Origin of the sequence: Desulfurivibrio dismutans, assembly GCF_029210385.1 — a bacterium.
GTDB classification, from domain to species: Bacteria; Desulfobacterota; Desulfobulbia; order Desulfobulbales; family Desulfurivibrionaceae; genus Desulfurivibrio; species Desulfurivibrio dismutans.
Genome location: NZ_JARGDQ010000004.1, coordinates 267,017 through 289,526 on the forward strand (window position 1 = coordinate 267,017; position 22,510 = coordinate 289,526).

19 protein-coding genes are annotated in these 22,510 nt (G+C 59.3%); 6 read left to right on the forward strand and 13 right to left on the reverse strand.

Annotated elements, in window-relative coordinates:
• Positions 1 to 101: 101 nt before the first annotated feature.
• Genes P0N66_RS06520 through P0N66_RS06530 form a run of 3 tightly spaced genes read right to left on the reverse strand, consistent with a single transcriptional unit; the run spans position 102 to position 4,007 of the window.
• Positions 102 to 2,099: a ChaN family lipoprotein gene (locus tag P0N66_RS06520; protein ID WP_275803516.1), complete on the reverse strand. Its 1,998-nt coding sequence runs from the start codon at positions 2,097 to 2,099 to the stop codon at positions 102 to 104.
• Positions 2,053 to 3,363: a methylenetetrahydrofolate--tRNA-(uracil(54)-C(5))-methyltransferase (FADH(2)-oxidizing) TrmFO gene (trmFO, locus tag P0N66_RS06525; RefSeq protein WP_275803518.1), complete on the reverse strand. Its 1,311-nt coding sequence runs from the start codon at positions 3,361 to 3,363 to the stop codon at positions 2,053 to 2,055. Before trmFO ends, P0N66_RS06520 begins: the two co-directional genes overlap by 47 nt.
• Complete coding sequence (locus P0N66_RS06530; RefSeq protein ID WP_275803520.1) at positions 3,360 to 4,007, reverse strand: adenylate kinase; 648 nt, start codon at positions 4,005 to 4,007, stop codon at positions 3,360 to 3,362. Before P0N66_RS06530 ends, trmFO begins: the two co-directional genes overlap by 4 nt.
• Before the next feature lie 209 nt (positions 4,008 to 4,216).
• Between P0N66_RS06530 and P0N66_RS06535 the strand changes: the two genes are divergently transcribed.
• A complete protein-coding gene (locus P0N66_RS06535; protein WP_275803522.1) occupies positions 4,217 to 4,678 on the forward strand; it encodes an Hsp20/alpha crystallin family protein in 462 nt (153 codons plus the stop codon).
• A gap of 67 nt (positions 4,679 to 4,745) precedes the next feature.
• On the forward strand, positions 4,746 to 5,150 hold the full coding sequence (locus P0N66_RS06540; RefSeq protein WP_275803524.1) for an Hsp20/alpha crystallin family protein: 405 nt from the start codon (positions 4,746 to 4,748) through the stop codon (positions 5,148 to 5,150).
• A 620-nt stretch (positions 5,151 to 5,770) separates the two neighbouring features.
• Here the strand turns inward: P0N66_RS06540 and P0N66_RS06545 are convergent.
• Positions 5,771 to 7,354, reverse strand: a complete 1,584-nt coding sequence (locus tag P0N66_RS06545) for a DUF445 family protein (protein WP_275803527.1) — start codon at positions 7,352 to 7,354, stop codon at positions 5,771 to 5,773.
• On the reverse strand, positions 7,351 to 9,027 hold the full coding sequence (locus tag P0N66_RS06550; RefSeq protein WP_275803529.1) for a prephenate dehydratase domain-containing protein: 1,677 nt from the start codon (positions 9,025 to 9,027) through the stop codon (positions 7,351 to 7,353). The genes P0N66_RS06545 and P0N66_RS06550 overlap by 4 nt, the downstream gene beginning before the upstream one ends.
• A gap of 371 nt (positions 9,028 to 9,398) precedes the next feature.
• Here P0N66_RS06550 and P0N66_RS06555 point away from each other — a divergent pair, with 371 nt between their 5' ends.
• The 4 genes from P0N66_RS06555 (at position 9,399) to P0N66_RS06570 (ending at position 12,748) form a co-directional block, all read left to right on the forward strand.
• Complete coding sequence (locus tag P0N66_RS06555; RefSeq protein ID WP_275803531.1) at positions 9,399 to 10,526, forward strand: hypothetical protein; 1,128 nt, start codon at positions 9,399 to 9,401, stop codon at positions 10,524 to 10,526.
• Between the two features lie 212 nt (positions 10,527 to 10,738).
• Positions 10,739 to 11,377: an ABC transporter permease gene (locus P0N66_RS06560; protein ID WP_275803533.1), complete on the forward strand. Its 639-nt coding sequence runs from the start codon at positions 10,739 to 10,741 to the stop codon at positions 11,375 to 11,377.
• A gap of 109 nt (positions 11,378 to 11,486) precedes the next feature.
• Positions 11,487 to 11,927, forward strand: coding sequence for an ABC transporter permease (locus P0N66_RS06565; protein ID WP_338140544.1), 441 nt, complete (start codon positions 11,487 to 11,489; stop codon positions 11,925 to 11,927).
• A gap of 143 nt (positions 11,928 to 12,070) precedes the next feature.
• Entirely contained in the window at positions 12,071 to 12,748 is a 678-nt protein-coding gene (locus P0N66_RS06570) for an ABC transporter ATP-binding protein (protein ID WP_275803535.1), read from the forward strand.
• Positions 12,749 to 13,159: 411 nt separating this feature from the next.
• Here P0N66_RS06570 and P0N66_RS06575 read toward each other — a convergent pair whose 3' ends face one another.
• The 8 genes from P0N66_RS06575 to cdaA all read right to left on the reverse strand — a co-directional run bounded on the left by P0N66_RS06575 (position 13,160) and on the right by cdaA (position 22,235).
• On the reverse strand, positions 13,160 to 14,557 hold the full coding sequence (locus P0N66_RS06575; RefSeq protein ID WP_275803537.1) for a hybrid sensor histidine kinase/response regulator: 1,398 nt from the start codon (positions 14,555 to 14,557) through the stop codon (positions 13,160 to 13,162).
• 10 nt (positions 14,558 to 14,567) lie between these two features.
• Entirely contained in the window at positions 14,568 to 15,980 is a 1,413-nt protein-coding gene (locus P0N66_RS06580; RefSeq protein ID WP_275803539.1) for a sigma-54-dependent transcriptional regulator, read from the reverse strand.
• Positions 15,981 to 16,232: 252 nt separating this feature from the next.
• Positions 16,233 to 16,733: an SH3 domain-containing protein gene (locus P0N66_RS06585; RefSeq protein ID WP_275803541.1), complete on the reverse strand. Its 501-nt coding sequence runs from the start codon at positions 16,731 to 16,733 to the stop codon at positions 16,233 to 16,235.
• Between the two features lie 227 nt (positions 16,734 to 16,960).
• Complete coding sequence (locus tag P0N66_RS06590) at positions 16,961 to 18,610, reverse strand: GAF and HD-GYP domain-containing protein (RefSeq protein WP_275803543.1); 1,650 nt, start codon at positions 18,608 to 18,610, stop codon at positions 16,961 to 16,963.
• Positions 18,611 to 18,620: 10 nt separating this feature from the next.
• On the reverse strand, positions 18,621 to 19,367 hold the full coding sequence (locus P0N66_RS06595; RefSeq protein ID WP_275803545.1) for a TlyA family RNA methyltransferase: 747 nt from the start codon (positions 19,365 to 19,367) through the stop codon (positions 18,621 to 18,623).
• A 2-nt stretch (positions 19,368 to 19,369) separates the two neighbouring features.
• The gene (gene glmM, locus P0N66_RS06600; protein WP_275803547.1) at positions 19,370 to 20,719 is read right to left on the reverse strand and encodes a phosphoglucosamine mutase; all 1,350 of its coding nucleotides are present in this window, start codon (positions 20,717 to 20,719) and stop codon (positions 19,370 to 19,372) included.
• Positions 20,716 to 21,468, reverse strand: coding sequence for a CdaR family protein (locus P0N66_RS06605; RefSeq protein WP_275803549.1), 753 nt, complete (start codon positions 21,466 to 21,468; stop codon positions 20,716 to 20,718). The genes glmM and P0N66_RS06605 overlap by 4 nt, the downstream gene beginning before the upstream one ends.
• Positions 21,444 to 22,235 (reverse strand): diadenylate cyclase CdaA, encoded by a 792-nt coding sequence (gene cdaA, locus P0N66_RS06610; RefSeq protein ID WP_431190023.1) that lies wholly within the window; start codon positions 22,233 to 22,235, stop codon positions 21,444 to 21,446. Before cdaA ends, P0N66_RS06605 begins: the two co-directional genes overlap by 25 nt.
• Positions 22,236 to 22,510: the final 275 nt, after the last annotated feature.

The following is a 22,510-nucleotide window of genomic DNA, read 5'->3' on the forward strand; positions in this document are numbered from 1 at the left end:
GTTTTGGTCTTGCCGGCCAACACGTTTGGCAGTTTTGTGCGGATTTGTCAAATTTGCTACCGCTTCTTGCGGACTGCCGGCCAAAAGGTGTTGGCCGTTTTTTACAACTCGAGGACGAACTCCTGGGTCTCATAGCTGGGCGGGTCATCCTGGGTTTGGTCCTCTTCTTCGACGGTCAGCGGCCGCAGCACCCGCACATTGACGGTTTGGCCGGCCTGCTGGTAGAGCATGGCAATGCGTAAATCATTGGCGCCGGTTATTTCCCACTCGTTCAAAGCGATAATCAGGTCGCCTTCCTGGATGCCAGCGCCCCTGGCCTTGCCATGGGGGCTGAGACCGGCGACCAGGGCGCCGGCGGTCTCTTCATGGTCCCGGATCCGAACCCCCAGCAGGGGCTGGTCGGGGAGGCTTTGCGGCTGGGTAAAAAAGAAATAATCGGCCGCCGCAGACGGGGCGGGCTGTTCCCGCACCGGCAGGATCACTTTCTGCGTTACCGGCAGACGGCGCGCCAGGCGTGGTGGGATGGCGTTAATCTTGTCACTGTGCCCCTGGCCCACCACCGCCAGCAGCCGGTGTTCGGGGTTGTTTTGTAAAAACTCGGCCATCCGGGCGGCCATCTGTTCATCCCAGAGACTTTGCGCCTGCAGGAAACCGCTGAAGCGCTCCAGGTCCTCTTCCGAGTCATTGTCGTGCATGGCAAAGGCCGAACCGATTCGCTGCCTGAACCCGGGCAGGGCCAGGTCTCGGTCGGCCGGCACCAGGGCCAGCTCTTCGCCGCTCAAAGCGGCGACGCCGCCCTCACTGAAAACCTTGCTGGTAATGCCGCGCTCCAGGTTTAAAGCGACGATGGGCAAGGCATGGGCTCGGGCAAAGTCGATAATCTCCCGGTACAGGCGGTAGTCGAAGCTCCAGTGGGTGAAATAATCGGACTGCCGCAGGAACTCAGGTTCGTCGATGTCGCCGGCGACGTAAGCATCGATAACCGGTTGCACCGAGGTCGGAAACATCTCCATGGCCACCGCTACTTTGGGGTTTTGCTGGTACATGGCCCGCAATACCCTTAATTGGAGCAGGTGATCTTCGTAACGGTTGTGTACTTCGCCGACGTATATCACCCGGGTGTCGGCCAGTTCGGTCATGATATCGTGGAAGCCGCGGCGAGCCGGGGCGGCAATACCGTCCGGCGGCTGATCCAGCGGCACCAGCAGGCCTCGTTGGGCTGGGGGAGTTATTTCCTGCCGCCGCGTGCCGTTATCGATCTGCAGTCGGCTGAACAGGCCCGGGGAGTCGAGGGCCGCAAGCAGAGCCTGCAGGGCGGCCGTCGCCGGTTCGGTGTTCAGGTTGAGCAGGATGGCTGGATGGTCGGGGTTTATGGGGTTTTCTCGGGCCGTCAAATCGATGCGATGATCGGGGCCGGAGTAGGGCGGAGTGGCAAAAAATCCCTGGGCGGGGCTTTCCTGATCGGAATTAACAAACATCAGCGAAGCCGCCGCCATGTCCGTGGCTTCGATCTGGGACAGCGGCAGGGGTTCGATGCCAAGCCGGGTCAGCTCTTCCAGCAGGGGCTCCCAGGCCGCCGGCACCTCTTCGGGGATCACCGCCAGGCGCCGTTGGGCGGCCATAAAACCGGCCCAGGTGGGTGGGGTTTCGGCCGGGTCCAGTTGCCGGGGTAGTTCCTGGTAGGGGTCCAGACGAATTTCCGTGGGGCGGTCGGTAAGCTCCAGAGTAAAGGTGGTTTCAGCCTGGCGGCTGGACAGAGTGGTGGAGAAAACCTGGCGCGGGGTGCTGATCAGCAGGGGGATGGCCAGCGGCAGCGGGGTTTCCTGCTGCTGCCGCAAAGTAAGGCTTAACTCGACCCGCCCATTTTTTTCCTGCAGCCGGGCATCTTCCACGACCAGCCGGGCCAGGTCGTGTTGCTCGCTGAATTGTCGCTGCAGAAGCTCCTGCCACCGCGACTGGTCGGCTTCGGCGGCGGTGACGATAACCGACCAGGTCATCAGAAAGACAAGCAGCAGGGGAAAAACCACCAGCCAACGGGATATACAATACTCGTCATGATTGTAGCCAGTCAGCCAGGGCTTGGCGGGCGATTTGGGCACGGGTTTCACCTCGCAGTTTTTTGGGAATTTTTTTGCCGGGCAGGGGCGGGAAAAGCCCGAAGTTGATATTGCTGGGCTGAAACACCTCGGCCTCGGTGGTGGTAAGATGCCGGATCATGGACCCCATGGCGGTGGCCGGCGGCGGCACGGAGATCGGCCGGCCTTGCAGCAGGGCGGCGGCGTTAATCCCAGCCAGCAGCCCGCCGGCGGCCGATTCCACATATCCTTCCACCCCGCTTATCTGTCCGGCCAGCAGGATGTCGGCCCGGACCTTGAGCTGCAGGCTGGCCTGCAAAACTTTCGGGGCGCAGACGAAGGTGTTGCGGTGAATGCTGCCCAGCCGGGCAAAGCGGACCTGCTCCAGGCCGGGGATCAGCCTGAAAACTTCCTTTTGTGCCGCATGGGTCAGCTTGGTCTGAAAGCCCACCAGATTGTAAAGGATGCCTTCCTGGTTTTCCTTGCGCAACTGCACCACCGCGTATGCTTCGCGGCCCGTGCGGGGGTCGATGAGGCCCACCGGTTTCATGGGGCCGAACCGGGGGGTGTCTTCACCGCGGGCGGCCATGATCTCGATGGGTAGACAACCTTCAAAATACCTTGGTTCCTCAAAATCGTGCAGCGGCACCTGGGTGGCGCTGGTCAGGGCCTGGATGAAGCGCTGGTACTGCTCCCGGTTCATGGGGCAGTTAAGGTAGTCTCCTGGTCCTTCCTCGTAGCGGGAGGCGGAGAAAACAATTTCATGGTTGAGGGAGTCAGCGTAGACGATGGGGGCGATGGCGTCGTAAAAGGCCAGATGCTCGCTGCCGATCAGTTGCGCCAGGGAGGAGGAGAGTTGGGCTCCGGCCAGGGGGCCGGCGGCAATGATGATCGGCGCCTCACCCGGGGGCGGAATTTCCGTGACCTCACGGCGAACGATGTTGATCAGCGGTTCCTGTTCCAGGGCCTGCGTGACGTGCCGGGCAAACAGCGCCCGGTCCACCGCCAGGGCCCGCCCGGCCGGTACCCGGGTGGCGTCGGCCGCCGCCATGATCAGCGAGTCCAGCCGGCGCATCTCTTCCTTGAGCAGCCCCACGGCATTGTGCGGATCCTCGGCCCGTAAGGAGTTGCTGCAGACCAGCTCGCCCAGGTCCGGTGTGTGGTGGGCCGGGCTGTAGCCGGTGGGCTTCATCTCGTAAAGCTCAATGTTACAGCCCCGGCGAGCGGCCTGCCAGGCGGCTTCCGCCCCGGCCAGGCCGCCGCCGATGATGGTTATTGGGCTACTCACATTCCCAGTTCGGATTTGATGGCGTTGACCACCGCATCACTGGAGGTGCCGGTGATGGTCTGAAGCTGACCTTCCTTTTCATAAAATCCGACCAGCGGTGCGGTTTTATCGTTGTAGGTCTCCAGGCGGTGGGTGATGGCCTCCACTGTTTCATCATCGCGCTGCACGATGGGGCTGCCGCATTTGTCGCAGACGCCTTCCTTTTTGGGGGGCATGCTTTTGACATTGTAGATGGCCTGGCAGTCGGAATTGGTGCAGGTGCGGCGGGTGGTCAGCCGGTCCAGCAGCACTTCCCGGGGCACGTCGATGTTGACCACCATGTCCAGCTTGATGTTGAGTTTGTTGAGCAGTTCCTTGAGGGCTTCGGCCTGGGGAATGGTGCGGGGGAATCCGTCCAGCAGAAAGCCGTTGGCGCAGTCCGGCTGCTGCAGCCGCTTCTCCATGATGCCCATGATCAGTGAATCCGGCACCAGGTCGCCCCGGTTCATGAACTCTTCCGCCTGGCGACCCAGGTCGCTGCCGGCCTGAACTTCGCCCCGGAGAATATCGCCGGTGGAAATCTGGACCGAACCGTCGACGGCGGTGAGCATCTTGGCCACCGTGCCTTTGCCGGCGCCGGGCGCGCCCAATAGAATAAGTTTCATAGATAACCTCCTGTTGTGGTATTAGATAATAAGCGAGCGGAAAAACCATCTCTTATACACCATTTCCGTTTTATCATCAGTAAAAAAAGCTGGTGGCGGCAAGTCTTGACAGCCGCCTGATCGGTATTATTTTCTCAGGCATGAAAGCCGGAGTTCCGGGCTGATAGTCAGGCAACAAACAACAATGTATGAATGTATGGAGGTGGCTTATGGCTATGAGGCGCTTTTATGATCAACCGGTTTTTCGCAACCCCTGGGCTGATTTTGAGAAAATGCGCCGGGAGTTCGATACTCTCTTCCGTAATTTGGGTAGTGAGGTGGAGCGCGGCGGCGGCACGGTGTTTCCCGCCCTCAACGTTTCCGAGGATGAGCATAATATTTACGTGCGGGCGGAAGTGCCCGGGGTGGCCGCCGCCGATCTGGAGGTGGCGGTGGAAGGCGACACCCTGACCATCAAGGGCGAACGCCGGAGATTTGAGGTTGGGGAAGCGGGGAAAGTGGCCTGCCACCGGCGGGAAATCGATTCGGGCCGTTTTAGCCGGGCTTTGAGTCTGCCCACCCGGGTCGATACCGAGCAGGTTACGGCGACGGGGAAAAATGGCATTCTGCTGATTACCCTGCCCAAGGCAGAAGAGGTAAAGCCGAGGCGGATTGCGATCAAGGCCGAATGAGCTCTGATAAAACGCTGTTTGCAGCAAAATCGCACGTTTTTCAAGTTTTTGATAATGGAGGTGCGTTATGAGCGACAAGGAAATGCAGGTTCAGCGCAAGCAGGAATTGCAGCAGGCCGGTGAACCCACCAAACCCGAGCGCTATTTTGTTCCGGCCGTTGATATTTACGAGTCGGAGGCGGCGGTGCATTTGCGGGCGGAAATGCCCGGGGTGGACAAAGACGGCGTGGAGATCAATCTGGAAAACGACAACCTGACCATTCGCGGGGCGAAAGCGACCAACGGCGGCGAGGGCGAGCGGGTGCTGCTGCAGGAATTTGAAACCGGTCATTATCTGCGGCGTTTTACCATTGCCGAGACCATTGACCAGGAGAGGATCGAGGCCACCATGGCCGACGGGCTGCTCAATCTCACCCTGCCCAAAGTGGAGCCGGCACAGCCGCGCAAAATCGAAGTCAAATGCGCCTCGTAGATGGCCGGTAGCACCGCAGATTGCGGCGAGCGACCAGGCTTGAGTACGGGAGTACGCGGCGCCGGGTCGCTCGCCGCACTCTCGGCCATTTACGACGGGGTGGACCGATATACCGCAAAAAAACATGCCGTGCTCAGTCAACTGAGCACGGCATGTTTTTTTGCCCTTACGGGCGTTGGGAAGGAGAGAGGGTAAAAGTACCAAACCTTATTATGAAGGAGGAGGATAAGGTTTCAGCCTTTGTATAGTAAGACAGGGCGGTGGTGAAAAGGTTCCCAAAAAAACTCCGGGCCGGCGATCTTTTGCGATCACCGGCCCGGAGGCTGTGCCCTTACGGGCTGTTGGAAGGAGAGAGGGTAAAGCACAAAACCTTAGAAGGAGGAGGAAAGGTAATTGGCTCTGGTTAGTAAGACAGCCGCTGGTGGGAAAGGTTCCAGTGGAGAATGATTTTTTGATGACTTCGCAAGAAGTCATCAACGCGCCCATGGATGGGCGCGCAAGTCAATAGCTTGCTTGGTAAGCTATTGATTTGTAAGGAAAGCGGAAACCGCGTTTTCGCTTTCCGAGGAGCAAAAAGTCCATGGACGGACTTTTTGCGACTTCATCATTTTTTAGGTTACTCAAAAAACAGTCAAGACCACCAGGTTGAGCAGGCCGATGAGAAAGCCGATTAATGCCCCGAAAAAATTAATGTATTTGAATTGGTCTTGCATGATGGAGAGCAGCAGTCCTTCCAGTTGCAGCAGATCCAGGCGGTCGATTTTACGGGTGATGATCTCCCGGATGTTGAGGGCGTCAATCAGCGGCGGTACTTCGCGTTCCAGCAGGTTGTTGACCTGGCTCAGCAGGTAGTCGTCGATACCGGCCCGCACTTCGCGGGGCAGCAGATCCGCCGGTCGGCCCAGGGGTTGGGCCAGCAGCCGGGTTTCGGTCAACTCGATGAGCATCCGGTTCAGCATTCTCCTGGTGCGCTGTGAACGCAGCAGGCGCAACAACTCCTGCTGGCTGAACCGTTGTCCCCGCTCGGCGGCGTTCTCTCCCCAGAAATTTTGCAGCAGGGTGGCCAGTGGCTGTTCCCGGTGGGCGTTGAAGGCTTCCTGGAGGATGTTTCCCAAGGCGGTGGCGGTTTCCGGGCGGGCCAGGAGCCGGCCGATGGTCCCGGCCAGTTCCCGGCGGGCCTGGTCCAGTTGGGCCGGCGGTACTTCGGCCAGGAAATCGGCCAGTGGCCGGTGGCAGAATTTTTCGGCTTCCTGGCGCAGGGTGGCAGCCAAGTTGCGCCGGGCATCTTCGTCCAGCAGCCATTGGCCGGTGGTTTCACCGCTGCTGCCGAGCCAGGAACGGATCCGGCCGGAGACGGTTTCGGGGGTGATCAGGTTGCCCAGCACCGCCCCCATGGGCCCCAGGGAACGGCTGAAGCGGTGCAGGGCTTCCCCCAGGCCGGCGGCGATTTTTTCCTGGTTTTCCGGTTTGTCCAGCAGTTCGGCCAAGTGTGCCAGCAGGTGGGGGGTCTGCTGCTCCAGTTGGTCAAGCAGGGTGTCCAGGAAAGGGGCGGGCAGCAACTCGGCCGGAGTCCGGCCTTCGGCCAGCAACTGGTCCAGCTGGCGGTCGAGGTAAGCGGCCACGCTTTGCTGGAAAGCCGGGGCGGCCATGGCCCGGCGGCATTGTTCGCTTAGCGTGTCGATCAACTCCTGTCGCTGGGCCTCGGGCAGGATCCGCTCCAGGGGCCGTTGCATGATTTCATTAAAATGTTCTGCGGTCGCTTCGGTCAGGGTGGCGGCAAATTCCGGACTCTGCAGGTGCTGGTGAAGTTGCTTTAAAAAACGCCAGCGCACCACCTTGATCCCCACCCGGAAATAGGAGCGGAAGGCGTCGGGGACCAGGCTTTCAAGCGGCCCGAACCGGTTTTGCATGACGGCGTCGGTCTGGGCCTGGATCAGCAGGCGCAGGTTGTGCTGAAATTCGGTTTCCCCCAAGGCCCGGTGAATGTCCCGGGGCGTCAGCAGGTGTTCGCCCACCATTTTGCCGATGTTGCGGGCCAGGCGATGGCGGGCGGCGGGGATCACCCCCGGGGTCAGGGGCAGGCGCCACCCGGCCAGGAGCCAGGGGCGCAGGGGGCGGAAAAGCATGCGGATGGCGATGTGGTTGGTCAGATAACCGATCAGGGCGCCGACCAGGGGCAGGCTCAGATAGGCAATGGTGCTCATGGGCGGCGGCTGTTTAAGACGCTGTCCACCGCCAGGGCCTGCTCCATGGTGGGGTGGAGAAAATCCTCGCCCAAGGCGGCCCGGTTTTCTTCAATCAGCCGGCACAGTTCGGGAATGTTTTCCGCTTCGGCCAGGTCAAGCACCCGCACCAGATTGGCGGCAAAATCCCGCACAACCCGCCGGCCCTCTCCCGGACAGGCGAGAATTTCGGCATAGGTGCGCGGGTTCTGGTAATGGATCCGGGCCATGGCCAGCATGGAGTAGGCCGAAGTCAGGGTGGCGTGGCGCTCGATCTCGTCCAGTGGCAGATCATGCTGACGCAGGGTCAGGGCCAGGGCCATGGCGGTGGCGCTGGGCAGCTTCTGGCTGACCCCCATTAACAGGTTATGGCGGGGGGCGGTATCCTGGGAGATCACCGCCCCGTGCTTGTAGAGAAAGGCCTCGAACTCCCGGCACAGTAGACCGCTGCGGGGGGTGCGCACCAGGGAGACGTTCTTGTCCTTCATGCTGGCGGCCTTGGGGCCCCACAGGTTGTGCACCAGCATAACTTCGACCTCCGGGCCGGTGGACTCCAGGGCAGTGGCCAGGCTCACTTCCGCCTCGCCGGCCAGCAGAATCAGGGCCTGATTTTTTTGCAGCAGGGGGCCGTACTGGCGGATAGCGGCCGCCGTGGCGCTGATAGGAACACAGATCGCCACCAGGTCCACCAGGGGAATCATCTCCTCGGGGCGCAGTTCGCTGCTGCGACCAGACAGCATCACTTCATACCCCTCGCCGGTCAGGCGGCGGGCAAACCACTGGCTCATCTCGCCGCTGCCGATAAAGCCGCACCTTTTAATGATCTTAGTGCGGATATCCACCCGGGGAAAGGTGCCCAGGATCCGGATGCTGCCGGGTTCCTGAATCACCTCCTCTTCGACGTGCCGAAGGGCCTCTCGGATTTCAGGGGTTTGGGCATGTCCTTCCATTTCAATGAAGAAACTGAGTTTGCGGCTTTGGGGGTCGATTTCGGAGTCCATGTCCAGCAGGTTGATTCCCCGTCGGGCAAATTCGCCCAGCATGGCGTAAAGCAGGCCCACCCGGTCTTTAAGGGGACGGGTGATGACGGCGGTGGCGTCGTAGCCGCTGGCTGGCGGCAGATGGTCGCCCAGGACGGCAAACCTGGTCAGGTTGTGGGGGCTGATCTCCCGCTCCCGCAACATTAGACCGTAGTGATGGATGGCCTCTTCGGCTTCGATGAGGCCGAAGTCGGTGCGGCCGGCGCCTTGCAGGCCGTTGATGGTCCGGTCCAGGTCGTGGGTCGCCAGCAGATCGGCGGCGGGATAGCGGGCGGCCAGGTATTCCTCGCACTGGCGCAAAAAGTGCGGCCGGCCTACCACGGTGATGATGGGGTCGTCGTTGGCCGGTGAGCCCAAGGACAGGTGGACGGGGATTGTCACGTTGTCCTGCCAGTGGACGCGCTGGCTGTGGCCGAGCAGGCGGAAAAAATCCCGGTTGCGGCCTTCTCTGGTGTTGTGGGCCGGCAGCAGGGCGCAGGTCGCCTGGCCGTCGGTCAGGGCGGCGAGAACATCGGCGTAATTGGGCAGCAGCAGCAGTTGGGCGGTGGGGTCGTACTGCCGGGCGGCCTGCCAGGCATGGGAGCCTGCCGGGCCGATAGTGGCGATGGTGGCCATCGGTTTTCCTGTGTTTGGTGGTTTTTGGGTAGGTGTTTGGGCGGCCGCTCAGGGTCGCCGAGCTGGAAACAACAACTCTGTCCTTTTAGTGTGTTAAGTAAAAGGGGTCAACCGTTTTTGGGTCAGCGTCGCGCTAAAGACAAAGAACGCGCGTTCCATAGTGTTGTAGATTGGTGTTTTTTTTGCCTTACATGTCAAAATATGCTTGCATTGCGTGCAGGAAACGGTCACTATGCTACCGAGTGTGACAAAATGTCGCATCTGGAATTGGCGTTGGAGCCGGTGTGATTCGCCGGCGGCTGGTTGCTCGGCGTCCTCGAAGGGCGAAAAAGTGATCGGCAAAATTAAAGCACCAGAGAGGAGAATAGGTTATGAAAAAGAAGGTAATGGTTACGGCGGTGGCATTAACGATGTTGGTCGGAGGTTATCTGTCGTTCACCACCGTGGATGAACAAGCCGATAAAGCAGTGGCCGGGGCCAAGACCTACGAGGCTACCTTTTATGTGGCCGGTATGGGCGGGCATTTTGCCAAAGCGGATGCAACCATCGATCCCAACAACACCGAACAGCCCATTATTCTTAAGGGTATGCCCGGCATGGTTAACATCGGCCGGCCCAACACCCATCCTACCCATGACGCCCGCATCGATGCCAATGACCGCAACATTATGTTCTGGTCCACCTACCGGCCCGATGCCGATGGCAACCTTCATGTCGGCAAAACCGATCTTTCCACCGGCCGGGTGCTGATTGACAAGGCTCTGCCGCCGGACGAACGGGCCACCTGGACCGGCGCCAACTACTGCGGTTCCGGCCAGTCCAATGATTACTTCATGCCCGTATATATGGGCAACGAGGGTTACATCGATGTTTTCAGCAAGGATGATCTGAGCCACAAGCACCGGGTGTTCTTTGATGACCTTGGTTACGGCTCCGGCGAGTACACCTTCGCCCACGGCACCAACTCGCCGGACATGAAACACTTCCTGCTCAGCCTCAATCTGACCCCGGACGGGCATACCCAGTTCACCGGCAACACCCAGTTGATCCTGCTGGACATGAAGGCCCTGGAACAGGGTAAGGTGAAGAAAGTAGCCGAGGCCAAGATCACCGGTAAGCCCCGGGATGCCTCCGGCGGTACCATCACCTTCCGCCAGTACTACACCGAAGACGGCAAGCAGATCTTCCAGTCCGGCGGCGATCGCGGTTACATCATCGACGCCAAGACCCTGGAAGTGAAGCAGGTGGCTGCTCCGCTGCCCGGCGAGGCCCACGATTTCATGCCTACTCCCGATGGCAAGTACGGGGTTTTCGCCCTTCGTAACAAGGTCTTCTCGGCTGCCGATGAGGGTGACGTTACCGACGGCTCCCTGGCCCTTTACGACGTCAAGGCCCGCAAGATGGTGGGTGAGGTGACCTCGGTCTGCTTGACCTGCCACAATGCCATGGGAATGACGGGTAGCGCCATCCTCTGTGGCCTGGATGCCAACTACAAATAACACCGCAATTTTTGAAATGGCCGGATAACGCTGGGTAAGATTTGCGCCGGCGGTTTTAAAAAAGTAAGCAGTTTAGGGTGTGAAAAACAGAGAGCATTGGGGTATGTTGCCGCTGGCAACAGGCTCCGGTGCTCTCTGCCGTTTTTAAGGCCAAAGCGATGGCCGATTTTGTTTTACTCCTGCTTTTTTTTAAATTTTTAATTGGCGGCAACATGCAACTCAGTTTTGTTACCCTGGCCTTAAAAAATCTGCGGCGCAAGGCATTCCGCACGGCGGTGCTGGTGTTTGCCATCGGCCTCTTCGTGGCCCTGCTGGTGTTTGCCGTTTCTTTCACCATCAGCATCACCTCCACCATTGATCGGGTTTCCCAGCGTTTGGGGGCCGATATCATCGCGGTGCCCATCGGGGCCCGAACCGAGGCCCAGGAGTATTTGCTGGAATCCCGCAATACCTCGTTTTACATGCCAGCCAGCCTCCTCGATGAGGTCAAGGCCATCGAAGGGGTTAAGGCGATCACCCACCAGACCTATGTTTCCTCCATTGACGGGCTTTGTTGCGACGTCATTCCCACCATGCTGGTGGCTTTTGACCCCGATACCGACTTTATTCTCAAACCCTGGCTCAACGAGGCCATCGGGCGGTACCGGCGCCGGCGAGGCCATCGCCGGCGCCGGTACCGCCGAAAACCTGGGTTTGGGACTGGTGGTGGTGGAAGCCACATTGTTCAACACTCCCTTCAGCATTGTCGGCGATTTGGAGGCCACCGGCACCGGCCTGGACAACGCCCTGTTCATGACCCAGGAGAGCTTCCAGCAGATCATCGACAGCGGCCTGTCGACGGTGCGGGATGATGATATTTCCGTGATCTTCATCCAGTTGGAGGACGGTCTTGACCCGGATTACATGGGGCGGGTGATCGAGGGGCAGATTTACAACGTCGATGTGGTAACCCGCAGCAGCATGGGAGTGCGCTGGCTGACCACCCTGGCGGATATCAACAAAATCTTTCTGGTTACCGTTTCTCTCTCGTTGCTGCTGACCGTTTTCCTGGTGTGGTCAATTTTTTCCGCCATCGCCAACGAGCGGATCCGGGAAATCGGGATTATGCGAGCCATCGGCGCCCGCCAGTCCCACGTGGTGCTGCTCTTTTTCCTCGAGGTTAACCTGCTGGGTTTTGTGGGCAGTCTGCTGGGAGTAGCCGGCGGCACCTGGCTGTCGGCGCACCTGGCGGCCAATTTTGATTTGCTGAGCAGTATCTCGGCCGGGCTGGAAATCTGGCAGCAGCTGCTGATCGGGATGTTGGGGATGCTGGTGGGTGCCGGAGTCTGCCTGGCCGGGGCCATGTTACCGGTCAACCGGATCAAAAAAGTGGAGCCTTTGCTTGCCATTAAAGACGCCTGAATGTCAGAGTTATCGGTTCCGGTTGGTTGCATCCGTGGGCTGTCGGACCGGGTAAAAGATTTCGTAAGCGATTCACCAGGGGTACCAACCTGCTGGTTTAACGGGCCGTAACCGTTACATGATTTCAAAATAAGAGGCATGGTGTGGCGCAGCTAGAGTTGAACGATGTCAGCAAGATTTACCGGGTGGGTGACAGTGAACTCACCGCCATGAATCGGGTTTCCCTGCAGATTGAAGAGGGCGATTTTATTTCCATTGTGGGGCACTCCGGCTCGGGCAAGACCACCCTGGTTTCGGTGATCGGTGGCATTCTGCGGCCCACCTCGGGACGGGTGCTGTTTGAGCAGGATGATATTTGCGCCATGGATGATGTCCAACTGTCCGGCTACCGTAACCGTAAAATCGGCTTTATGTTCCAGTTCGCCAGCCTGCTGCCCATGCTCACCGCCCGGGAAAACGTGATGCTGGCGGCCCTGTTCGGCCGGGAACGTTCAGCGGAAGAGCGGCAGCGGGCCGATCATCTGCTGGAGCTGGTGGGCATTGGTGAGCGGGCGGGGGCTTACCCCGGTGAGCTTTCGGGCGGGCAGCAGCGGCGGGTGGCCATTGCCCGGGCCCTGATGAACAATCCCCGGATGCTCCTGGCCGATGAGCCCACCGGCGATCTCGACGAGGAAACCGAAGCGGAAATTATGAGCTTGCTGGGTAAGATCAACCGGGAACAGCAGGTGACCATGCTCCTCATTACCCACAACGGGGCGCTGGCCCGGACCGCCGACCGGATGTTGCGGATGCGCCAGGGCAGCCTGATCTCTGTCACTTGACTTGAATTTATTTGGCGGGAGTGAAAAATTGCCTGACCTCCTGCCGACCCCGTAAGGGGACCGACAGGAGGCTTGGGTCGACGAGGGGGGGCCGACCCAAACGGCAAACCGCAAAATGGAGGTAGGAGTGCAAGTTATGAATTGCAACTATTACCAATGAAAGAATCGTGCCGCCCCTGCCTGGTCAGGGGCGTTTTTGTTTTATCTCTTTGTTAATGCTTGCTAATATTTTTTTTTATTGCTGTGGGTAGAAGTGGTAAGTGTTGGTGATGTGATTAAGTTAACTTGCTGGCAGGACGTTTGTTGTGAGCCTATCTTGCTGAAAGGGCAGAAAAAACACGGTAATCAGTTTTGCTTGACGATCAACGGATGTTTATTGCTTGCCGTACCCAGTGATCGCTTGCGGAAAGACTATCCGTTGTCGGCGGCAGTGGCGGGGAAAATGGCGCGGGCGGTGGTGCCCTGGCCGGGCAGGGAGGTGAAATGCAGGCGGCCACCATGTTCTTCCATGATCCCGGCTGAGACCGAGAGCCCCAGGCCGGTGCCGCCGCAGTCGCGCTTAGTGGTGAAGAATGGATCCTGGATTTTTTCAAGATCCCGAGCCGGGATTCCGCCGCCCTGGTCGATTACTTTTAAAATAACCTGGTTATGGTTAGTGTCGTGCGCGGTGCGTACCGTTATGCCGTTTTCCGGTGAATCCAGGGCCTGGCAGGCGTTCTGAAGCAGATTGATGACCACCTGCTCGACCCGCTGAAAGTTTCCCTTGATGGGCGGCAGGTCGCATGCCAGGTCAATCTGCAGGTTATGCGTGGCTTTTTTCAAGGGGGAGGCCAGCAGGGCGAGGGCGGCCCGGACCACCTGATTGAGGTCGAAAACCTGGCCCATTTCGGCGGCACTTTGCCGCGCGTAGTCATTGAGGTTGCGGACGATGCGAGTGATGCGGTCGGAACCATCGATGATGCCGGTGAGCAGTTCGGGGACATACTCCCGCAGTTCGCTGAATGGCAAGCCGGCCACCGTAAAATCGCCGTGGTTGGCCAACTGCCGATCCAGGATGGCGCTGGTGTCCGTCCATATCCTTTGCAGCAGCGGCGTGTTGATGGTGATGAAGTTGTTGGGGTTGTTGATTTCGTGGGCGACCCCGGCCACCAGAATGCCCAGGGAGGCCAGCTTGTCGGCTTCGATTAACTGGCGTCGGCGCTGTTCAGCCTCCATCTCTGCCCGTTGCCGGGCTCTGATATCCGCCTGCAGTTGTCGATTGGTGGCGGCCAGTTCCGCCGTTCTTGCTTCCACCAACTGTTCGAGATGCCGACGGTGATTGTCCAACTCCCGGTTGGAGCGGGCCAGTTCTTCCTGTTTTTCCCGCAGCAGTCGCCGCAGCCGGCAGTGTTCCATGCCCTTTTCCAGGGCGACCTCAATTTCCTGGGGGGAAAAGGGTTTCTGCAGGTAGTTGACGGCGCCCTGTTTCATGGCCGCTACCGCCGTTTTGATCTCGTGCTGGCCGGAAATGACGATCACTTCCAGCTCGGGTTGGCGGCGCCGGGCTTCGGCCATAAAGGTAAGGCCGTCCATTTCCGGCATCAGAATATCGGTCAGCAGCAGATCAAAACGCTTGTTGGCCATGATTTCCAGGGCCGCGGGGCCGCCGGGGGCGGTGCTGACCTGATAGCCCAGTTTTTCCGCCTGCAGGGTAATAAGCTGGAGTACCAGTGGCTCATCGTCCACCGCCAGAATGCGGCCCCGTTTTTGGTTGGGCGGGGTTCGCCGGAATGATGCCGGCGGTACTTGCGATTCGGACCGGCTGGTCATGGCTGGCTGATTATTGCCGCTTGAGACGCTGGTTCAAGGCCTGGGGGGTGATTCCCAGCAGGCTAGCGGCGACCCGTTGGTTGTTGCCGGAACGGCGCAGGGCTTCCTGAACCAGGGTCATGGCAGCCACCTTCAGGGTGGGCAGGCGGTCCAGCTTCTGGGCCCATTCGGTGTCGTAGGTGGGCACCGATGGCCGCGGTTGATCCGGTGAACCCAGTTTCCCCTGCACCGCCTTGATAAAGGTTTCCGTGCGCAGCAGCCGGGCCCGGTGGCCACTCATGGCATCAAAGACCATGGCTCTTAGTTCTCTGATATTGCCCGGAAAATAATAATTTTTCAGCAGCGGGATGATTTCCTGGTGGTAGACTGGTTTTTTCTTACGAAATTCCTTGGCCGCCTCGCCGAGGAAGTGGTCCAGCAGCAGCGGGATATCCTCGGTACGTTCGCGCAGGGGCGGAAGGTGGACGTGATGGGTGCGCAGGCGGTAATAGAGATCGTGGCGCAGGGCGCCCGCCGCCCGCAGTTGTTCGGGGTCCTTGTGGGTGGCCACCAGTACCCGGGCATCGGATTCTTTCGCCTGATCTGACCCCAGCGGGTAATATTCCCGGGTTTCCAGAAAGCGCAGTAGCTTGACCTGCGAGGTGGGGCTCAGGTCACCAATTTCATCGAGGAAGAGGGTGCCGCCCTTGGCCTTTTCCACCAGCCCCGGGCGGGTCTGGTCGGCGCCGGTGAAGGCCCCTTTGGCGTGCCCGAACAGGGTGTCGGTGAACAGTTGGTCATCCAGGCCGGCCACGTTGACCGTTACAAATCGGCCTCGGCGCTTGCTTAAGCGGTGCAGGGCCTTGGCGATCTCTTCCTTGCCCACCCCGGTTTCACCGGTGATCAGCACCGGCTGGCGGCCTTCGGCCACCGCCTCGCAGTACTGGAAAACCGTTTGCATCTTGGGGTGTTCGGTAATTATTCCGGTGAAGGCTTCGGGGTTGCTGAGGTCGTTGGTGAAGAATCGGTCGGCCAGCAGGGAGTTTTCCCTCCTCAACTGCCTGATTTCCAGAGCTCGGGTGACGCTGGGCAGCATCTGGTCGGTTTTTACCGGCTTAACCAGGTAATCGAAAGCGCCACGGCGCATGCAGTCCACCGCCGTTTCCACTTCGTTGACCCCGGTAACCACGATCACCGGTATTTCCGGGTGGCGTTCGTTGAGCTGGCTCAGCAGTTCCTGCCCGGAGATACCGGGCATGATCAGGTCCAGTAAAATCACTTCGACTTCCGTGTCGGCCACGATATCAAGCACCCGGCGGCCATCCGGGCAGCGAATGGTATTGTTGATGCCGTGGGTTTTCAGGGCGATGTCAAAGCTTGCCAGGGCATGCTCTTCGTCATCGACCAAAAGAATCGGTTGGTTGGGATAGGTGTTGGCACCCATTGCCTGTTGTCCCCCTCTTAAATCGGTGCTGGTTATAATTCTCGGTTAACTTAAGAATGATGAAGTCGTAAAAAGTCCGTCCATGGACTTTTTACTCCCCGGCAAGCGCCAACGCGGTTGCCGCTTTCCTTGCAAATCAATAGACTACAGAGCAAGCTATTGATTTGCGGCAAGCTATTGATTTGCGCGCCCGTCCATAGGGACGCGGGGGCGCGTTGATGACTTCTTGCGAGGTCACCAACTAAATGACGCTCAGATAATATCGGAGGGCCAGACCAGGTTGGTGCTCATCCAGCCGGTGGTACCGTCGCTATGTTGGAGCTTGATCCAGTCCTGGCGGCGTTCGATGGGTTCAAAAACCACCCCGTAGCGGACCGTGGCCTTGACTTCGTAATTGGTGCCGGGGCCAACCCGCAGATTGGCGGTATCCACCCGTACGATTACCCGTTTTTCGTTGTCCAGCAGGGGAGTGTAGATCCAGCCCCGGTCATCTTCAAAATCTACAATCTGGGCCCAATCGCCCTGGCGGGCAACAATTTTCAAGGGAAAGTCACGAAAGACCTCCCAGAGGATTTCATGGTCAGTTCCGGGGCCGGAACGGATGTTGATTTTGTCCCGCTGGACGCTGACGTATTCGGCCCAAGCCGGGGCAGGCATAGCCAGCAGCAGGGCGGCGACCATGATGATCAGCCCGCGGCGGGGCGTAAGCGGTAAACGTTGGGTAAGGCTGGTCAGAAAACTATGGGTTACCATGTTGCGGCTCATTGTGTTGGAGTTTTTTGGGGAGGCTGGCATCTCGGTATATCACCGGGTGATCTATAACCGAGATTGGTGCACCTTTTTACCAGTTGTCGGTGATCAACATATCTACGTCAAATTAGCACCAACCGCCGGGCAAGTCAATACTGATGCCCCGGCCCTACCCCGGTGCCACAACCAATGACTTTGATGCGTCCCTGCCGGTGCCAACCCGACAGGGCTCAGCAATCACGTTGGGACGCCGACAGCTCTCGTTCGGCATAGGGGCGGTAAACCTTTTTATTGATGAAAAAATCCGTGATCTCCGGGTCGATATGGCCGGCCTCTTGCATGGAGTTCATGATTGCCAGAGCTCGGGACAGCGGCATGGGCTCTTTGTAAGGGCGATCCGGGGCGGTAAGGGCCTCAAAAATGTCGGCAACGGCAATGATTCGTGCCGGCAAAGGGATCTGGCCGGCGGTAAGCCCGAAGGGGTAACCGCTGCCGTCGAGTTTTTCATGATGACTGGCGGCATATTCCGGTACCCGCCGCAGTTTTTTGGGAAAGGGCAATTCGCTGAGCATCTTGTGTGTGACCCGGACATGATTTTCGATGATTTTCCGTTCTTCTTCGTTGAGGGTGCCTTTGCGGATGCTGAGGTTGTGCAACTCGTCGGCGGTCATCCGGCAGTCACCACCGACGTTGACGCAGGAACGAGCGGCAATCTGCTGCAGCCTGGTTATTTTTTCGTCATCCATGTGTTCCGTCGGCTGGTTGCAGTGCTCGATAAAACGTTTCTCCGCTTCGAGCTCGGTCAGTTCACCGGCTAAATCCTGGTCCGGAGGTGTTGCCTCCTCGGCACGGACCGCTGGAGATGCCGGCGGTTCCGGTCGCTGCTCGGCCAAAGCCTGTTGCAGGGCCTGGATCTGGCGGTCCCGTTTGAGAATCTCATATCGGGCCCTGATCAGCGCAATGCGGTCATGTACCGCCTCGAGCTTGGTGGCTTTGGCCACCACATGTTCAGGGGTGACAATCTTGCCGATATCATGCAGCCAGGCGGCGATACTCAGTTCCCGCAATTCATCTTTGTTCAGTCGGAATTCCCGGAATTTTCCCTGATCTTCGTTCATCGTCCGGGCAATGTCCATGGTCAGGGCCTGGACCCGGCGGATGTGGCCGGCGGTGTGGGGCGATTTCTCATCGATGGTGATGGCGATGGTTTTGATAAAGGCGTCAAAAAGGTTTTCCAGGTCACGGTAAAGGCGGGCGTTGGTGATGGCCACGGCGGCCTGGGAGGCCAGGGAGGCAATCAGGTCCACATCTTGGGGGGGGAAAGGTGTCGGTTGGCCTCGATGGTCCAGGGCGTTGATCAGTTGCAGTACCCCGATGATCTCACCTTCCTTGTTTTGCATGGGGATCAGCAGCATCGAGACCGAGCGGTAGCCGGTGCCGGCATCAAACTGTCGGGTGCCGCTGAAGTCGAAACCTTTGGCCTGGTAAACGTCGGGAACATTGACTATTTCGCCGGTCAAGGCGGTGTGGCTGGAGACGTTGGTGTGGTTGGCGACGCCATCGATGTAAAGCGGCACCGGCGGCCAGGTGATGGGACCGGTGCTACCCCCCATGCGAACCCCCATGGTGGTGTTCTGGATAATGGTGAATTCCAGGTGTTTGCCGGTGTCGTCGATTAAATACAGGGTGCCGGCGTCGGCGTTGGCAAAAACCCGGGCCTCATCGACGATCTTTTCCAGCAGCACCGGCAGGTCGTGCTCGGCGGAAAGCGCAATCCCGATGGCGGCCAGTTTGGCCAGGTGGCTTTGCAGATGTTGCCGGTCGTGGTTGCCGCCGACGTTTGCCGCGGCGGCCATGACCGGTCCGTTGTTGGTTGTCATGCTTGGCTCGTCATGGAGTTTGAGAGCTGTTTTGCAGTTTCGCCAGAAATTCCAGATTACCTTTCGGGCCCGGCACCGGGGAAGTAATTACTCCCTGCCAGTCCAGGCCCAATTTTTCGGCAAAGTCGCGCAATCTGGTCACCACTTCCCGGTGCAACTCCTCATCGCGGACCACGCCGCCCTTGCCGACCTTACCCTTGCCCACCTCAAACTGTGGCTTAATCAGGGGGATAATCAAGGCTGCCGGTTTGAGTAGCGGCAGCAGCGGCGGCAGCAGCAGTTCCAGCGAAATGAAAGAGGCATCCAGTACCGCCAGGTCCATGGCTTCGGGAAAGCTGGCGGGGGTTAAGTGGCGGGCGTTGGTGCGCTCCATCACCACCACCCGTGGGTCCTGGCGCAATTTCCAGGCCAACTGACCATAGCCCACATCAACCGCGTACACCCGGGTGGCGCCCCGCTGCAGAAGGCAGTCGGTAAAGCCGCCGGTGGAGGCGCCAATATCCAGGGCCACCAGGCTGGCGGGGTCAACGGCAAAATAATCCAGAGCGGCATCCAGTTTCAACCCCCCCCGGCTGACGAAAGGGCAGGGGTTCTCTTTAACCTCCAGGGTGGTGGTCGGGGGCAGCATGGTTCCGGCCTTGTCCAGTACCCGGCCGTGTTCACCTCGGACCAGGCCGGCGGCGACCAGGGCCTGGGCCCGTTGTCGGCTGGGGACCAGGCCACGGGCCACCAGCAATCTGTCCAGCCGCTGCTTCATCTTTATTTCGTCTGCTGCTGGATGTGGGCGCAAATTTCTTGTGCCATCAGGTTGATCCGGGCCTGGTCGGGGCCCTCCACCATTACCCGGATCAAAGGTTCGGTGCCCGAGGGGCGGATCAGTATTCTGCCTTCCCGGCCCAGCTCTGCTTCCCGGGCACTGATCAGTTCCGGCAGGCCTTTGATCCGGGCGAGAGCGACGGGCTGTTTCAGGCGGACGTTTACCAGAACCTGGGGGGCGGCGGTCATTAAGCCGGCCAGTTCGGAAAGCCTTTTGTTCTGTTTAAGCATCACCCCCAGCAGGCGCAGGGCGGCGAGAATACCGTCGCCGGTGGTGTTGTGGTCGAGAAAGATCAGGTGCCCCGACTGTTCGCCGCCGAAATTGTATCCTCGGGTGCGCATCCGTTCCACCACGTAGCGGTCGCCCACCGGCGTACGTTCCAGGTGGCCGCCCTGGGCCAGCATGAATTGCTCCAGCCCCAGGTTGCTCATCACCGTGGCCACCAGGGTTTTGTGGTGCAGTTTATCTTCGGCCAGCAGATCGGCGGCGCAAATGGCCATGATCTGGTCGCCATCGAGGATGGTCCCGGTTTCGTCGGCCACGATCAGCCGGTCGGCGTCACCGTCCAAGGCCAGGCCGATATCCGCGCCGGTTTCCCGGACCTTGGCGGCCATGACTTCGGGGCACAGGGCGCCGCAGCTCCGGTTGATGTTGGTGCCGTCGGGCTCCACGCCGATGGTGGTCACCTTGGCCCCCAATTCGCTGAACACGTGGGGCGCCACCCCGTAACCCGCGCCGTTGGCGCAATCTAAGATGATGTGGAGATCGTCCAGGCTGTGGTCGGCGGGGAAGGCGTTTTTCAGGTAAACGATATAGCGCCCGCGGGCGTCGTCGATGCGGCTGGCCCGGCCAACTTCCTCGGCGGTGGGCCGCAGAGACGCCATTTTTTGCGAAAAAATCAAATCTTCGATGGCCAGTTCATCGGCGTCGGGCAGCTTGTAGCCGTCGGCGGCAAAGATCTTGATGCCGTTGTCGGCAAAAGGATTGTGGGAGGCGGAAATCACCACCCCGGCGTCGGCCCGCATGCTGGTGGTGATAAAGGCGATGCCAGGGGTCGGCAGGGGGCCGACCAGCAGAATATCCACCCCCATGGAACAGATGCCGGCGGCCAGGGCGTTTTCGATCATGTAGCCGGAAAGGCGGGTGTCTTTGCCGATGACGATGCGATGACGGTGGCTTTTTTGTTTGACCAGAAAGGCCAGGCCACGGCCGACCTGCATGGCGATTTCGGTGGTCATGGGATAAAGGTTGGCCATCCCTCGGATGCCGTCGGTTCCGAACAGTCTTCTCATGGCTGGGGCTCCTGCGGTGCCACCAACTCCAGGTCGGTGGTCTGTTCGTCGTCATCCTTGTTTATCGCCTCGATGACCAGCCGCACATTGACCGTGGTTTCACCCAGTAATTCAGTCAGCTCTTCATCCATAATCAAGGCAACTTGACGGGTGGTGGTGCTGGTTAAGCCGTCGATATCGACGGGCTCAGTGGGTAAGCTGTCGGCGCTGCCCAGCATGGTGGCCGGACCGCGGATGCTGATGCTGGCCGGATCCGTTTGGATCAGCAACAGTTCGTGGCCAGGGGCCGGTCGGCCGCTGATCGTCGGTTCCACCGGAAAGTTTTTTTCTTGCAGGTGGTCGATGATCAGGGTGGTGTGGGCCGGCTGCACCCGCAACACCTCGATTCCACGGGGGAAGCGCAGTGATTCCGGGTCGTTGCGAACGGCCATGGTTCCGGGTTGAGCGCCGGCCAGGTTGATGTCGCGGGTAATGTTCTGGCGCCGCAGGCCGTCGATCAGTCCCCGCGGCCCGGCAATGGTGACCTCCAGTTGCTGCTTGTAGGGGTTGACGATCACCATGTCGCGGGGCAGGTTGACCAGTTCCACCGGCACCAGGACATGGGTGTCGATCTTGTCCTCGCCGACCACGAAATGCCACAGCAGTATGGCAAAGATCAGAGCCAGCAGGCGCAGCACCCAATCTTTGGGCCAGTAGTCGGTGACCTCGATGGTGGCCACCTTCTTTATTTGTTCAACCAGTTTTTCCATAATTTGGGAGAGATGTATTCTTTGGGCAGAAAAATATTATCCAGCCTGCTGCGCAAAGCATTTTCGTCCAGATCCAGGGTCAGGGCGCCGTGCTGGGCCAGGGAGACCCGACCGGTTTCTTCTGAAACCACGATTACCACCGCGTCGGTTTCTTCGGTAATCCCGATGGCGGCCCGGTGCCGGGTGCCAAGGTGTTTACTGATATAGGGGTTTTTGGTCAGCGGCAGAAAACAGCCGGCGGCGGCGATCTTGTCGTTGACGATAATCACCGCCCCGTCATGCAGCGGGGAGTTGTGCAAAAACAGGGAGTAGAGCAATTGGTGGCTGACCTCGGCATTCAGGGTCTGGCCGGACTCGAGAAAGTCTTTCAACCCGGTGCGCCGTTCAATGACGATCAGGGCACCGATCCGGTCCCGGGACAACAGGTAGGCGGCCTTGACCGTCTCGGCCAGGACATGCAGGGTCTCTTCGCTGGATTTACTGAACGGGGTGCGGCCGAATTGGGTCAGGGCCCGGCGGATATCACGCTGAAAGATAATGATAATGATCAGGAAGATGGAGCTTAGAAATGATCCCAGCAGCCAGTAAAGGGTAAGAAACTCCAGCTCCCGGGCGGCGAAATAGATTACAATCAGCACCACGATGCCGATGAGCATCTGCACCGCTCGGGTGCCTTTGATCAGCAGCATGATCCGGTAAATGAGATAAGCAACGATAAGGATATCGAGAACGTCTTGCCATCTCAGTGAGGTCAGGTTCGTCAGCATCTGGTAGAAAATCGTCGAGAGCGAGGAAGAGCCGGAAAAATCAAGAGGGCGCAGCGCTTTCCGGCCGCCGGCGGGGCTGCACCCGCCGTTAACCGACGGTCTTGCCACTCTGTTGGCGCCACCGTCGCATAACACAATAGCCGATAAAGACCCGGAGGGGCAAGGGGAGTATTTGATTTTTCTCCAAAAAAGATTGATGAGTGCTTTTTGCTGCGGGCCGGTTCGAGCCAGTTTGGCCGGTGACCGGGAAAAAGGTGGAAATTTGTTGCTTGCCG

What these genes read in the sequence shown, in the direction of transcription:
- P0N66_RS06585 (WP_275803541.1), bottom strand. Translation starts at nt 16,733, where the DNA reads ATGGTAACCCATAGTTTTCTGACCAGCCTTACCCAACGTTTACCGCTT.
- P0N66_RS06560 (WP_275803533.1), top strand. Translation starts at nt 10,739, where the DNA reads ATGCAACTCAGTTTTGTTACCCTGGCCTTAAAAAATCTGCGGCGCAAG.
- P0N66_RS06550 (WP_275803529.1), bottom strand. Translation starts at nt 9,027, where the DNA reads ATGGCCACCATCGCCACTATCGGCCCGGCAGGCTCCCATGCCTGGCAG.
- P0N66_RS06565 (WP_338140544.1), top strand. Translation starts at nt 11,487, where the DNA reads ATGGGAGTGCGCTGGCTGACCACCCTGGCGGATATCAACAAAATCTTT.
- P0N66_RS06555 (WP_275803531.1), top strand. Translation starts at nt 9,399, where the DNA reads ATGAAAAAGAAGGTAATGGTTACGGCGGTGGCATTAACGATGTTGGTC.
- glmM (WP_275803547.1), bottom strand. Translation starts at nt 20,719, where the DNA reads ATGAGAAGACTGTTCGGAACCGACGGCATCCGAGGGATGGCCAACCTT.
- P0N66_RS06545 (WP_275803527.1), bottom strand. Translation starts at nt 7,354, where the DNA reads ATGAGCACCATTGCCTATCTGAGCCTGCCCCTGGTCGGCGCCCTGATC.
- P0N66_RS06530 (WP_275803520.1), bottom strand. Translation starts at nt 4,007, where the DNA reads ATGAAACTTATTCTATTGGGCGCGCCCGGCGCCGGCAAAGGCACGGTG.
- P0N66_RS06590 (WP_275803543.1), bottom strand. Translation starts at nt 18,610, where the DNA reads ATGACAACCAACAACGGACCGGTCATGGCCGCCGCGGCAAACGTCGGC.
- P0N66_RS06540 (WP_275803524.1), top strand. Translation starts at nt 4,746, where the DNA reads ATGAGCGACAAGGAAATGCAGGTTCAGCGCAAGCAGGAATTGCAGCAG.
- P0N66_RS06595 (WP_275803545.1), bottom strand. Translation starts at nt 19,367, where the DNA reads ATGAAGCAGCGGCTGGACAGATTGCTGGTGGCCCGTGGCCTGGTCCCC.
- P0N66_RS06575 (WP_275803537.1), bottom strand. Translation starts at nt 14,557, where the DNA reads ATGACCAGCCGGTCCGAATCGCAAGTACCGCCGGCATCATTCCGGCGA.
- P0N66_RS06605 (WP_275803549.1), bottom strand. Translation starts at nt 21,468, where the DNA reads ATGGAAAAACTGGTTGAACAAATAAAGAAGGTGGCCACCATCGAGGTC.
- P0N66_RS06580 (WP_275803539.1), bottom strand. Translation starts at nt 15,980, where the DNA reads ATGGGTGCCAACACCTATCCCAACCAACCGATTCTTTTGGTCGATGAC.
- P0N66_RS06535 (WP_275803522.1), top strand. Translation starts at nt 4,217, where the DNA reads ATGGCTATGAGGCGCTTTTATGATCAACCGGTTTTTCGCAACCCCTGG.
- cdaA (WP_431190023.1), bottom strand. Translation starts at nt 22,235, where the DNA reads ATGCTGACGAACCTGACCTCACTGAGATGGCAAGACGTTCTCGATATC.